Raw genomic sequence first — 13,242 nt, 5'->3', positions numbered from 1 at the left:
TGAGCCGTGGCGTTCGGCGAGCCGATAAAAAAAAGCCCGACCTGAGGTCGGGCTTCAAAGTCGGCTGCGCCCTCCACAGGACGCAGCCCCTGCAAAACAGCGAGGCTGTATGCGTTGCCGCGAGGCTTAAGCAGTCAGCAGCGAGCGCAGCACGAACGGCAGAATCCCGCCGTGCTTGTAGTAGTCGACTTCGATCGGCGTGTCGATACGCAGCAGCACCGGAACGCGCTTGTCGCCGTCCTTGCCGTGGATCACGAGCGTGACTTCCTGTTGCGGCTTGAAGTCGTCGCCGAGGCCTTCGATGTCGTAGGTTTCTTCGCCGGTGATGCCGAGCGACTGCACGCTATCCGAGCCCTTGAACTGCAGCGGCAGAACGCCCATGCCGACCAGGTTCGAACGATGGATCCGCTCGAAGCTGCGTGCGACCACAGCCTTCACGCCCAGCAGTTGCGTGCCCTTGGCCGCCCAGTCGCGCGACGAGCCCGTGCCGTACTCTTCGCCCGCGAACACGACGGTCGGCGTATCGGCGTCGATGTACTTCATCGCTGCGTCATAGATGGACAGCTGTTCGCCGCTCGGCTGGTGAATCGTCAGGCCGCCTTCGATGCGCGAGCCGTCCGCCTTCGCCGGGATCATCAGATTCTTGATACGGACGTTCGCGAACGTGCCGCGCATCATCACGTCGTGGTTACCGCGCCGCGAGCCGTAGCTGTTGAAGTCGGCCTTTTGCACGCCGTTTTCCTTCAACCAGCGGCCTGCCGGCGAGTCTTCCTTGATCGAGCCTGCCGGGCTGATGTGGTCGGTCGTGACCGAGTCACCGAAGATGCCCAACGCGCGTGCGCCCTTGACCGGCGCGATGCTGGAAGCCGGCGTCATCGAGAAGTCCTTGCCGAAGAACGGCGGCTCGGCGATGTAGGTCGACTTCGGCCAGTCGTAGACCTGACCTTCTTCGCCCTCGATCTTGCTCCACAGATCGCCCTTCTTCGTGAGCTGCGAGTAGTTCTTGCGGAACGCGTCGGCATCCATCGCGTACTTCAGCAGCGCGTTGACTTCTTCGCTGGTCGGCCAGATGTCGCCGAGGTAGATGTCCTTGCCGCCCTTGCCCTTGCCGACCGGCTCGGTCATCAGGTCGCGCGTGATGTTGCCGGCGATCGCGTATGCCACGACGAGCGGCGGCGACGCGAGGAAGTTCGCGCGGATGTTCGGGTGGATCCGCGCTTCGAAGTTACGGTTGCCCGACAGCACAGCTGCCGCGACGATGTCGTTCGTCGTGATCGCGTCGTTCAGTTCCGGCGTCAGGTCGCCCGCGTTACCGATACAGGTCGTGCAGCCGTAAGCGGCCAGCGTGAAGCCGAGCTTGTCGAGGTACTTCAGCAGGTCGGTTTTCGTCAGGTACTCGGTGACGATACGCGATCCCGGCGCCAGCGAGGTCTTGATGTGCGGAGCGACCGTCAGGCCAGCTTCGACAGCCTTCTTCGCAAGCAGACCGGCGGCCAGCAGCACGCTCGGGTTCGACGTGTTCGTGCACGACGTGATCGCGGCGATCAGCACGTCGCCGTTCTTGACGTCGACGCCGTTGCTCGTCGTGTATTGCGCGTCGAGATCGGCGGCCTTCTTCGCAAAGCCGTTTTCGGCGACCGGCTTCGAGAACAGGTCGGTGAAGGTCGACTTCACGTGGCCGATCTCGATGCGGTCCTGCGGACGCTTCGGGCCTGCCAGCGACGGCGCGACCGTCGCGAGATCCAGCGTGACGACCTTCGTGTAATCGATATCGCCTTCGCCCGGAATGCCGAACAGCTCCTGCGCCTTGAAGTAGTTTTCGAACGCCGCGATTTCCGCGTCCGTGCGGCCCGTGCCGCGGAAGAAGTCGATGGTCTTTTCGTCGACCGGGAAGAAGCCCATCGTTGCGCCGTATTCCGGCGCCATGTTGCCGATCGTCGCGCGGTCCGGCACCGACAGCGAGCGCGTGCCTTTGCCGAAGAACTCGACGAACTTGCCGACGACCTTCTCCTTACGCAGCAATTCGGTGATCGTCAGCACGAGGTCGGTCGCAGTCACGCCTTCGATCAGCTTGCCCTTCAGGTGCACACCGACGACGTCCGGCGTCAGGAAGTACACCGGTTGGCCGAGCATGCCTGCTTCGGCTTCGATACCGCCCACGCCCCAGCCGACCACGCCGATGCCGTTGATCATCGTCGTATGGCTGTCCGTGCCGACCAGTGAATCCGGGTAGTACACGGTGTCCGCGCCGTCGGCCTTCTTGTGCACGCCCCGCGCGAGGTACTCGAGGTTCACCTGGTGAACGATGCCGACGCCCGGCGGCACGACCTTGAACGTGTCGAACGCCTGCATGCCCCACTTCATGAACTGATAGCGCTCGTTGTTGCGCTGGAATTCCAGCTTCATGTTCAGGTCGAGCGCGTTCTTCTCGCGGAAGTGGTCGATCTGCACCGAGTGGTCGACGACCAGATCGACCGGCACCAGCGGCTCGATCGACTTCGGGTTCTTGCCGATGGCCTTCGCGACGCCGCGCATCGCGGCGATGTCGGCGAGCAGCGGCACGCCGGTGAAGTCCTGCAGCACGACGCGCGACACGACGAACGGAATTTCGTCGACGCGCGCCGCGGTCGGCTTCCAGTTCGCGAGTTGCGTAACATGTTCTTCGGCGACTTTCTTGCCGTCGTAGTTGCGCAGCACCGATTCCAGCACGATACGGATCGAGACCGGCAGGCGGTCGATCTTGAGGTTCAGAGCCTTGCCGAGTTGCGGCAGGGAGTAGAACTTGCCTTTGCCGGAACCGCTGTCGAATTCCTTGAGCGTTTTGTGGAGGTTGTGGGCCATGGTGTTTTCCTTGGTTTGGATCGCGGAACTACAGTACTCAACCTAGATGACGTACAGATCGACGTATTCATTGACCGGCGTCGCTTCGAGCTTGGCCTGGTCCAGCGATACGTCGAGAATCGCCAGTTGTTGCTTGACCGGAAAGCGCCGCGCGAGGTTGGTCTTGAACTTCTCGACCAGCAACGGAATACCGTCTTCACGACGGCGCTTATGACCGATCGGGTATTCGACTACGACTTCACCGAACTCCGCCCCGTCGTTGAATTCGATCGTCAGTGCGTTGGCGATCGAACGCTTCTCCGGGTCGTGATAGTCCTTCGTGAACTGTGGGTCTTCGACGCATTCCATCTTCGCGCGCAATGCATCGATACGCGAGTCCTGCGCGACTGAATCTTCGTAATCGGCAGCCGTCAGACGGCCGAAAATCAGCGCCACCGCGATCATGTACTGGATGCAATGATCACGGTCAGCCGGATTGTTCAACGGACCCTTTTTATCGATGATGCGAATCGCCGCTTCGTGGGTGCGGATCGTGATGCGGCGAATGTCTTCGACGCGCCGGCCCTGCGCGGCGAGCTGCACATGCAGCGCGAGCGCGGCTTCCACGGCGGTTTGCGCGTGGAACTCGGCCGGAAACGAGATTTTGAACAGCACGTTTTCCATCACGTACGAGCCGTACGGACGCTGGAACTGGAACTCGTTGCCGTTGAACAGCACGTCGTAGAAGCCCCACGTTGTCGCGCTGAGCACCGACGGATAGCCCATCTCGCCGGTCTTCGAGATCAGCGCGAGGCGCACGGCGCGCGAGGTCGCGTCGCCGGCGGCCCACGATTTGCGCGAACCGGTGTTCGGCGCATGACGGTAGGTGCGCAGCGCCTGCCCATCGACGAGCGCCTGCGATACCGCGTTGATCAGCTCGTCGCGCGTAAGGCCGATCAGCTGGCCGACCACGGCGGTCGACGCAAGCTTGACGAGCAGCACATGATCGAGCCCGACCTTGTTGAACGAGTTCTCGAGCGCGATGCAGCCTTGAATTTCGTGCGCCTTGATCATGGCGATCAGGACGTCTTTCATCGTCAGCGGCGCTTTGCCGGCTGCGATGGCGGTGCGCGAGAGCCAGTCGGCCGTCGCGAGGATGCCACCGAGGTTATCGGACGGATGGCCCCATTCGGCGGCGAGCCAGGTGTCGTTGAAATCGAGCCAGCGGATCATCGCGCCGATGTTGAAGGCGGCCTGAACCGGGTCCAGCTGGAACGAGGTGCCCGGCACCTTCGCGCCGTTGGGGACGATCGTGCCTGCCACGATCGGTCCCATCAGCTTGGTGCAGGCTGGGTAGGTAAGCGCCTCGAGTCCGCAACCGAGCGTGTCGATCAGGCAATGACGCGCGGTTTCCAGCGCGAGCGCGCTGTCGATCCGGTAATCCAGCACGTAGTCGACGATCTCGACCAGGACGGCGTCCGGGGCGGGTCGTACGTTGGAGATCGGGGCGGACATTGGGGGCTTCCCTGGCGGCGAAAATCAGTTGCCGGTCTTGTTGATCGCGTTCGATTGCGTTGCAGCCGGCGCGCCCTGTTCCATGGCGACCGTCTTGCACTCGTCGGCGAGGCGCGAACTGTCCTTGTCCTGGAACAGCATGGCCTTCGTCGGGATCACGACGAGGTCCATACCGGATGCTGCGTCGTGGAAGCGGTCGGCGCCCGTCGTGGTCGCTTCGCGCGGCAGGTTGTAGTTCTTGTTCGCCCAGTGAACCACGACGATCTGGTCACGCTTCATGTCGCCTTTCATTTCGAAAGCAAGGCCGTCCTTGCACGCCCACTTTTCAGCGCCTTCCGGGATCGGATCGACCTTCGCTTCCTTCGTCGGATTCGGCTTGCGCTTGATCAGGCGGCGCGGCTCCGGGCGCTTCGCGACGGCCTTGGTGGCCGGCTTCTTCGTGGTGGTGGCCGTGTCCGCAGCGGTGGCGTCAGTCGCGACGGTCAGCATCGTCGTGGACAGGGCGCCAATCATGGCGGCGATCATCAGCTTTTTCATGGAGAAAACCTTTCTATCAAAATCAGTTAAACAGTGCGCGGACGACCGGTCCGGCGGCCGCGCGGGTTGAACTGCACGCGCTGTGGAGCGCGCAGCGATCGCTATTTTCTCCTATTTAGCGGCACGTACTTTAAATTCTCGGGTCCGGTGTAATTCGCGCTCGGACGGATGATCTTGTTGTCGACGCGCTGCTCGATGATGTGCGCGCTCCAACCTGCCGTACGCGAGATCACGAACAGCGGCGTGAACATCGCGGTCGGCACGCCCATCATGTGATACGACACCGCGCTGAACCAGTCGAGGTTCGGGAACATCTTCTTCGCGTCCCACATCACCGATTCGAGCCGTTCGGCGATCGAGAACAGTTTCGTGTTGCCCGCTTCCTTCGATAGCTTCTTCGCGACTTCCTTGATGATCTTGTTGCGCGGGTCCGAGATCGTGTAGACGGGATGGCCAAAGCCGATCACGACTTCCTTGTTCTCGACGCGGCGGCGGATGTCGGCTTCGGCTTCGTCAGGCGTCTGGTAGCGCGACTGGATTTCGAACGCGGCTTCATTGGCGCCGCCGTGTTTCGGGCCGCGCAGCGCGCCGATCGCGCCGGTGACCGCCGAGTACATGTCCGAGCCCGTGCCCGCGATCACGCGGCCGGTGAACGTCGACGCGTTGAACTCGTGCTCCGCGTACAGGTTCAGCGACACGTGCATCGCATCGACCCACGCCTTCGACGGCTCGACGCCATGCAGCAGATGCAGGAAATGACCGCCGATCGAATCGTCGTCGGTTTCGACCTCGATGCGCTTGCCGTTGTGCGAGTAGTGATACCAGTACAGCAGCATCGAGCCGAGCGAGGCCATCAGCTTGTCGGCGATATCGCGCGCGCCGGGCAGATTGTGGTCGTCTTTCTCGGGCAGCACGGTGCCGAGCACCGACACGCCGGTGCGCATCACGTCCATCGGATGCGCGGCGGCCGGAATCCATTCGAGTGCGGCCTTCACGTTGGCCGGCAGGCCGCGCATCGACTTCAGCTTCGTCTTGTACGCGGTCAGTTCGGCCTGGGTCGGCAGCTTGCCGTGGACCAGCAGATACGCGATCTCCTCGAATTCGCACGCCTCGGCGATGTCGAGAATGTCATAGCCGCGATAGTGCAGATCGTTGCCGGTCTTGCCGACCGTGCACAGCGCGGTGTTGCCCGCAGTCACGCCCGACAGCGCGACGGATTTTTTCGGTTTGAAGCCGCTTTGCGTTTCGTTGCCGCCTGTTGCGCCAGCGGCTTGCGTCGTCTCGCTCATGTTCCGCCTTCTCCTGTGTGCCGGCTCATCGCTGCCGTTTGAAAAACGCGTCGCTTATGCCACAGACTGTCCGTTGGCGGCCACTTGCGCAAAAAGCGGCGCCGCTTCTTGTGGAACAGCGCGGCCGGTGGTTTGCGCGCGGCGCAGCACCGACCAGTAATAGCGGTAGCTCGCACGGTCGTGCAGCGTATCGCCATGACGCGTCGGGCCCCAATGCGCGGACTGCGCGGCCAGCAGGATTTCGGCGGCCGTCGCGATTTCTTCGTCGCGCGGCGCGAACGCGGCGACGATCGCCTCGATCTGCGCGGGGTGGATGCTCCACATGCGCGTGTAGCCGAACTCGTTGCGGGCGCGCTGTGCGTCGTTCGCGACCACGCTCATGTCGCGCACTTCGGTGCTGACGTTGTGCGACGGCACCTTGCCGAACGCATGGCAGGCCGCCGAAATCTCGAGCTTCGCGCGCCGCACGAGCGGATGATCGAATTGGCCCGGCGAGCGCATCGCGGTATCGGGGATCGCGCCGTCGTGCGCGGAGACGAAGTCCATCAGGCCGAAGCTCAGCGCCTCGACGCCCGGCAGCGCGGCGAGTTCGAACACACGCGTAAGCGCGCCGTGGGTTTCGACCAGCAACTGCACCGGCACCGGCTGCGCGAGGCCGAGCTCGCGCCGCGTCGCCTCGATGAACGCGATCATTTCGGCGGCATCGTGAACATTGCGGATTTTCGGCAGCGTGATGTAAGCGGGTGCTCGCTTTGCGGTGCGCAGAATGAGGCGTACGTCGTCGCGCCAGTGCGCGTGAGCGAAGTCGTGGATGCGCACGCCGACGCGGCCGAAGCGGTCATGCTCGGTGCCCAGTAGCGATGCGACCAGTTCCGCGTGCTCGGCCTCGCGGCCGACCTGCGCGCCGTCTTCGCAATCGAGCGTGATATCGAACACCGGGCCGAGTTGCTGCTGTAACGCGAGCGACTTCAGCATCAGCTTTTCGCTGCCCGCGTAGTGATCGCAGGCAGGCAGCACAGCGGGCGGCGCTTCGCCCTCAAACAGCACTTCGGCGGGTGTGAGAACGCGCATCTTCGGCGTGTGGGGCGTGGTGAAAATTAAGGATGTCGGATTCGGGTGTGCTCTGCGCGAGTGCCGTCGGGCAACGGCAAAGCACGTTCGAATCAGAGGCGAATGGCGATGATCGCACGGCCATTCACACGAAAAAAACCGGAACCCGCCGCGCTGACGCTTCGGAGTTCCGGTTCATCGGCATCAGATGCTTAGCCGAGCAGGTGCTGAACGCCGTCGCGCTCTTCCAGCAGTTCCTGCAGCGTGCCGTCCATCTTTTCGCGCGAGAACGCGTCGATTGCCAGACCTTCGACGCGCTTGTACTCGCCGTTTTCGCAGGTCACGGGCACGCCGTAGATGATGTCTTCAGGGATGCCGTACGAGCCGTCCGACGGGATGCCCATCGTGACCCACTTGCCGTTCGTGCCGAGCACCCAGTCACGCACGTGGTCGATCGCAGCGTTAGCCGCCGATGCCGCCGACGACAGGCCGCGCGCTTCGATGATCGCCGCGCCGCGCTTGCCGACGGTCGGGATGAACGTGTTGCGGTTCCATTCTTCGTCGTTGATCAGCTTGGTCAGGTCCTGACCTTCAGCCGTTGCAACGCGGAAGTCGGGGTACATGGTCGGCGAGTGGTTGCCCCACACTGCGAGCTTTTCGATCGACGCGACCGGCTTGCCCGACTTGGCGGCCAGTTGCGACAGCGCGCGGTTGTGGTCCAGACGCAGCATCGCGGTGAAGTTCTTCTTCGGCAGATCCGGCGCCGACTTCATGGCGATGTATGCGTTCGTGTTGGCCGGGTTGCCGACCACCAGAACCTTCACGTCGCGGCTGGCGACGGCGTTCAGCGCCTTGCCCTGAACCGTGAAGATTTCGGCGTTGGCCGACAGCAGATCCTTGCGCTCCATCCCCTTCGAACGCGGACGCGCGCCGACCAGCAGTGCAATGTCGGCGTCCTTGAACGCGACCTTCGGGTCGTCCGTGATCACGACGCCCGACAGCAGCGGGAATGCGCAATCATCCAGTTCCATCACGACGCCTTTGACGGCGGCTTGCGCTTGCGGCAGATCGAGCAGTTGCAGGATCACCGGCTGGTCCTTGCCGAGCAGGTCGCCATTGGCGATGCGGAATAGCAGGGAGTAAGCGATTTGACCTGCGGCGCCGGTGACGGCAACGCGCTTTGCGGGCTTAGCCATTGAGAAATCTCCAGGACGATGCGTTAGACGCTAGGGAAAACGCCATTCTATATGCGCGTTCAGCGAAGCGTGATGAAACACGGCGGAATTCACTGTTCGCGTGCGGGCTCGGAATTGGCGAGACCGGGCGGCGCGTACGGCAAGACCGCCGTGCCGGAAAGCTGTACTGCGGAGCGGGACGGGATGGCCCAGGGCTTACGCCGGGCCGGGGCCGCAACTGCACGGTGCGGGCTCCTGCAAACAGCGCGTTTCGGCAAGCGTCGGGCCAGCGGGTGCAACACGGAGACAGCGCGCGAATGCAACGGATGGCGGCGAATCGAAACCTGGACTGCGTAGGGGACGGCATGGTGCAGAGTGGCTGCCGGAGCGTCGCGGCGCTGCATCAAACAGCCGCCGAAAAATCCCGCAAACCCTTGCTCGACAAGGAGTGTAGGAGTCGAAACAGACAAAGTCAACAGTATCTTATGTCTTATATAAGACACATCTATCGCGGGGAAAACCCTAGACGTGTCCCAGCCCTTTATGATGAAATGCGCGCATGAATTCGAACCCGGCGAATCCCGTGAACCCGAATGGCCAAGGGGCCGCCGGCGAAGGCGTATCCGCTGTTTCCGCTGCCGCGTCGCCTACCTTCAGCCCCTTATATCAGCAGATCAAGGGCTTGATTACGCAGAGCCTCGAAAGCGGCGAATGGAAGCCGGGCGAGATCATTCCTAGTGAAGTCGAACTGGCCGCGCGTTTCAAGGTGAGTCAGGGTACGGTGCGCAAGGCGATCGACGAACTCGCCGCCGACAACCTGCTGGTGCGCCGCCAGGGCAAGGGCACCTTCGTTGCAACGCACAACGAAGAGCGCGCGCAGTTCCGTTTCCTGAGGTTGCTCGCCGACGACGGCGCCGAGCATCCGCACGTGAGCCGTCTGCTCGAATGTCGGCGGCTGCGCGCATCGGCGGAAATCGCGCGGCAACTCGATCTGAAGCCGGCCGATCCGGTCGTGCTGATCAAGCGTTTGCTGCAGTTCGACGGCGAAGTCACCGTGCTCGACGAGATCTGGCTGCCCGGCGTCGTGTTCCGCGGGCTCACGCTCGAGCGGCTGTCGGAGTACAAGGGTCCCCTCTACGCGATGTTCGAGACGGAATTCGGTACCCGCATGATTCGCGCGACGGAAAAAATCCGCGCGGTCGCGGCGGAGCCTTCCGTGGCGGACCTGCTGCATGTGCCGGCAGGTTTTCCGTTGCTGTCGGTCGAGCGCGTGTCCTATACCTATGGGGACCGCCCGGTCGAAGTCCGGCGAGGTTGGTATGTCACAACCGGGTATTACTATCAGAACGATCTGAGCTGAATCGGGCTGAAACGAGGCGCGGCGTCCCACACGCGTGCCAATCGGAAGGCGCTTTCAATGCGCGCGCCGCAAAGGACCCAGCGTGGTTTTCGCTGCAGCGCGATATAAAAAGGCGCTAAAATTGCGGATTAGTGTGACTACATAGTAGGGGTCTAGCATGGCAGAAGCCGTAAAAAAACCGAGGCCGGAATTCCGGAACATCGGTATTGGGCAAATACTGACGGCATACCGTCTCCCGCTGGCGGGGCGCGTGTCGATTCTGCATCGCGTGAGCGGTGCCTTGTTGTTTCTCTTCCTTCCGTTCCTGCTGTTCCTCTTCGATCAGAGCCTGACTTCCGAACTGAGCTTCGAAGTATTCAAAGGCTTCCTCTCCAACATCATCGTCAAGCTGATCACGCTGGTTCTCGCGTGGGCCTTCCTGTTCCATTTCTGCGCCGGCATCCGTCACCTCGTGATGGATACGAATCATGATGCCGTGTCGAAAGAGAAGGGCAAATCGACCTCCATCGTGGTGATCGTCGTGTCGTCGCTGCTTACCATCGCATTCGCGGCAAAACTGTTCGGAGCATTCTAAAAAATGTCAGCCAATAACCGAATCGGTTCGAAGCGTCTCGTCGTCGGCGCGCATTACGGTCTGCGCGACTGGCTCGCGCAACGCGTCACCGCCTGCGTGATGGCGGTGTACACGGTGATTCTGCTCGCGTGGTTCTTCCTCGCGCGCGACTTTTCGTACGACGGCTGGGCGTCGATCTTCGCGACGCAGTGGATGAAGCTCGCCACGTTCGTCACGCTTCTCTCGCTGTTCTACCACGCGTGGGTTGGTATCCGTGACATCTGGATGGATTACGTGAAGCCCGTTGGCGCGCGTCTCGTCCTCCAGGTGCTGACGATCATCTGGCTGCTCGCATGTGCGGGCTACGCTGCGCAGATTCTCTGGAGAGTATAAAAGCATGGTTGCAATCAAGAATTCTCTGCCGCGTCGCCGCTTCGACGTCGTCATCGTCGGCGCGGGCGGCTCGGGGATGCGCGCGTCGCTGCAACTCGCGCGTGCCGGTCTGTCGGTCTGCGTGCTGTCCAAGGTGTTCCCGACGCGTTCGCACACCGTCGCTGCCCAGGGCGGCATCGGCGCTTCGCTCGGCAACATGAGCGAAGACAACTGGCACTACCACTTCTACGACACGATCAAGGGCTCCGACTGGCTCGGCGACCAGGACGCGATCGAGTTCATGTGCCGTGAAGCACCGAACGCCGTCTACGAACTCGAACACATGGGCATGCCGTTCGACCGTAACGCGGACGGCACGATCTATCAGCGCCCGTTCGGCGGCCACACTGCGAATTACGGCGAAAAGCCGGTGCAACGCGCCTGCGCGGCGGCTGACCGTACCGGTCACGCGCTGCTGCATACGCTGTACCAGCAGAACGTTGCTGCCAAGACGCAATTCTTCGTCGAATGGATGGCGCTGGACCTGATCCGCGACGCCGACGGCGACGTGCTCGGCGTGACCGCACTGGAAATGGAAACCGGCGACGTCTACATCCTCGAAGGCAAGACCACGCTGTTCGCCACGGGCGGCGCGGGCCGGATCTTCGCGGCATCGACCAACGCGTTCATCAACACCGGTGACGGCCTCGGCATGGCGGCCCGTTCGGGCATCGCGCTGCAGGACATGGAATTCTGGCAATTCCACCCGACCGGCGTGGCCGGCGCGGGCGTGCTGATCACCGAAGGCGTGCGCGGCGAAGGCGGTATTCTGCGTAACTCGAACGGCGAGCGTTTCATGGAACGCTACGCGCCGACGCTGAAGGATCTGGCGCCGCGCGACTTCGTCTCGCGTTCGATGGACCAGGAAATCAAGGAAGGCCGCGGCGTCGGTCCGAACAAGGATCACGTGCTGCTCGACCTGTCGCACATCGGCGCCGAGACGATCATGAAGCGTCTGCCGTCGATCCGGGAAATCGCGCTGAAGTTCGCGAACGTCGACTGCATTAAAGAGCCGATCCCGGTCGTGCCGACCATCCACTACCAGATGGGCGGTATTCCGACGAACATCAACGGCCAGGTCGTCGGTACGCCGCGCGGCCACGAAGAAGTCGTCAACGGTTTCTATGCAGTGGGCGAATGCTCGTGCGTGTCGGTGCACGGCGCGAACCGTCTCGGCACGAACTCGCTGCTCGACCTCGTGGTGTTCGGCCGCGCTGCCGGCAACCACATCGTCAAGCACGTGAAGGAACTGAAAGAACACAAGCCGCTACCGGCCGATGCAGCCGACTTCGCGCTGTCGCGTCTGGCGAAGCTCGATAACTCGTCGTCGGGCGAGTACGCACAGTCGGTCGCCAACGACATCCGCGGCACGATGCAGAAGCACGCTGGCGTGTTCCGTACCTCGGCTCTGCTGGCCGAAGGCGTCGAAGCCATCCGCGAAGTGGGCGCACGCGTCGACAACATCCATCTGAAGGACAAGTCGAAGGTGTTCAACACGGCTCGCATCGAAGCGCTCGAAGTGGCGAACCTGATCGAAGTGGCACGCGCCACGATGGTCTCCGCCGAAGCGCGCAAGGAAAGCCGTGGCGCGCACGCGCAGAACGACTTCGAACATCGCGACGACGAAAACTGGCTGCGCCATACGTTGTGGTTCAGCGAAGGCGATCGCCTCGACTACAAGCCGGTTCACATGAAGCCGCTGACCGTCGAATCGGTTCCGCCGAAAGCGCGTACCTTCTAAGGCACAAGTCAAAGGAATTCAGAGAAATGGCCAAGCGTACATTTGAAATTTACCGCTACGATCCGGACAAGGACGCCGCTCCGCGCATGCAGACGTACGAGATCGAAATCGACTCGCACGAACGCATGCTGCTCGACGCGCTCATCAAGCTGAAGGCGCTCGACGAAACCCTGTCGTTCCGTCGCTCGTGCCGCGAAGGCGTGTGCGGTTCGGACGCAATGAACATCAACGGCAAAAACGGCCTCGCGTGCCTGACGAACCTGAACGACCTGCCGCAGAAGATCGTGCTGCGTCCGCTGCCGGGCCTGCCCGTCGTGCGCGACCTGATCTGCGACTTCACGCAGTTCTTCAACCAGTATCACTCGATCAAGCCGTACCTGATCAACGATACGCCGCCGCCGGAGAAGGAACGTCTGCAGTCGCCGGAAGAACGCGACGAGCTCGACGGCCTGTACGAATGTATTCTGTGCGCGAGCTGCTCGACGTCGTGCCCGAGCTTCTGGTGGAATCCGGACAAGTTCGTCGGCCCGGCTGGTCTGCTGCAAGCCTACCGCTTCATCGCGGATAGCCGCGACGAGGCAACCGGCGAACGCCTCGACAACCTGGAAGATCCGTACCGTCTGTTCCGTTGCCACACCATCATGAACTGCGTCGACGTTTGTCCGAAGGGCCTGAACCCGACCAAGGCAATCGGCAAGATCAAGGAATTGATGGTTCGCCGCGCTGTCTAGTATCAATGAGCTCCGCGCTCCCTGGCGCGCGCTGCCCCC

Annotated in this window: 11 protein-coding genes; 5 read left to right on the top strand and 6 right to left on the bottom strand. The window is 62.4% G+C overall.

Annotated elements, in window-relative coordinates; genetic code table 11:
* Window positions 1–126 precede the first annotated feature (126 nt).
* The 6 genes from acnA to HDG37_RS19755 all read right to left on the bottom strand — a co-directional run bounded on the left by acnA (window position 127) and on the right by HDG37_RS19755 (window position 8,407).
* Entirely contained in the window at window positions 127–2,841 is a 2,715-nt protein-coding gene (gene acnA / locus HDG37_RS19780; protein WP_184050572.1) for an aconitate hydratase AcnA, read from the bottom strand.
* 42 nt (window positions 2,842–2,883) lie between these two features.
* Window positions 2,884–4,335: a bifunctional 2-methylcitrate dehydratase/aconitate hydratase gene (locus HDG37_RS19775; protein WP_184050570.1), complete on the bottom strand. Its 1,452-nt coding sequence runs from the start codon at window positions 4,333–4,335 to the stop codon at window positions 2,884–2,886.
* 24 nt (window positions 4,336–4,359) lie between these two features.
* Window positions 4,360–4,872 (bottom strand): hypothetical protein, encoded by a 513-nt coding sequence (locus tag HDG37_RS19770; protein WP_184050568.1) that lies wholly within the window; start codon window positions 4,870–4,872, stop codon window positions 4,360–4,362.
* Between the two features lie 101 nt (window positions 4,873–4,973).
* A complete protein-coding gene (gene prpC / locus HDG37_RS19765; protein WP_090808268.1) occupies window positions 4,974–6,161 on the bottom strand; it encodes a 2-methylcitrate synthase in 1,188 nt (395 codons plus the stop codon).
* 54 nt (window positions 6,162–6,215) lie between these two features.
* A complete protein-coding gene (locus HDG37_RS19760) occupies window positions 6,216–7,232 on the bottom strand; it encodes a CoA ester lyase (RefSeq protein ID WP_184050566.1) in 1,017 nt (338 codons plus the stop codon).
* 191 nt (window positions 7,233–7,423) lie between these two features.
* Window positions 7,424–8,407: a malate dehydrogenase gene (locus tag HDG37_RS19755; RefSeq protein WP_184050564.1), complete on the bottom strand. Its 984-nt coding sequence runs from the start codon at window positions 8,405–8,407 to the stop codon at window positions 7,424–7,426.
* A 538-nt stretch (window positions 8,408–8,945) separates the two neighbouring features.
* Here HDG37_RS19755 and HDG37_RS19750 point away from each other — a divergent pair.
* The 5 genes from HDG37_RS19750 to HDG37_RS19730 all read left to right on the top strand — a co-directional run bounded on the left by HDG37_RS19750 (window position 8,946) and on the right by HDG37_RS19730 (window position 13,203).
* Window positions 8,946–9,746: a GntR family transcriptional regulator gene (locus tag HDG37_RS19750; protein WP_184038002.1), complete on the top strand. Its 801-nt coding sequence runs from the start codon at window positions 8,946–8,948 to the stop codon at window positions 9,744–9,746.
* Window positions 9,747–9,903: 157 nt separating this feature from the next.
* A complete protein-coding gene (gene sdhC, locus HDG37_RS19745) occupies window positions 9,904–10,320 on the top strand; it encodes a succinate dehydrogenase, cytochrome b556 subunit (RefSeq protein ID WP_090808277.1) in 417 nt (138 codons plus the stop codon).
* A gap of 3 nt (window positions 10,321–10,323) precedes the next feature.
* A complete protein-coding gene (sdhD, locus tag HDG37_RS19740; RefSeq protein WP_184050563.1) occupies window positions 10,324–10,692 on the top strand; it encodes a succinate dehydrogenase, hydrophobic membrane anchor protein in 369 nt (122 codons plus the stop codon).
* A 4-nt stretch (window positions 10,693–10,696) separates the two neighbouring features.
* Window positions 10,697–12,472 carry a succinate dehydrogenase flavoprotein subunit gene (gene sdhA / locus HDG37_RS19735; protein WP_184050561.1) on the top strand — a complete coding sequence of 592 codons (1,776 nt, stop codon included), beginning with the start codon at window positions 10,697–10,699 and terminating at the stop codon, window positions 12,470–12,472.
* A gap of 26 nt (window positions 12,473–12,498) precedes the next feature.
* The gene (locus tag HDG37_RS19730; protein WP_090808286.1) at window positions 12,499–13,203 is read left to right on the top strand and encodes a succinate dehydrogenase iron-sulfur subunit; all 705 of its coding nucleotides are present in this window, start codon (window positions 12,499–12,501) and stop codon (window positions 13,201–13,203) included.
* Window positions 13,204–13,242: the final 39 nt, after the last annotated feature.

The sequence above is a fragment of the Paraburkholderia sp. MM5384-R2 genome (assembly GCF_014201025.1).
Classification (GTDB): domain Bacteria; phylum Pseudomonadota; class Gammaproteobacteria; order Burkholderiales; family Burkholderiaceae; genus Paraburkholderia; species Paraburkholderia tuberum.
The sequence above is the reverse complement of the archived record's forward strand: the minus strand, read 5'-3'. Positions and strand labels throughout refer to the sequence as shown.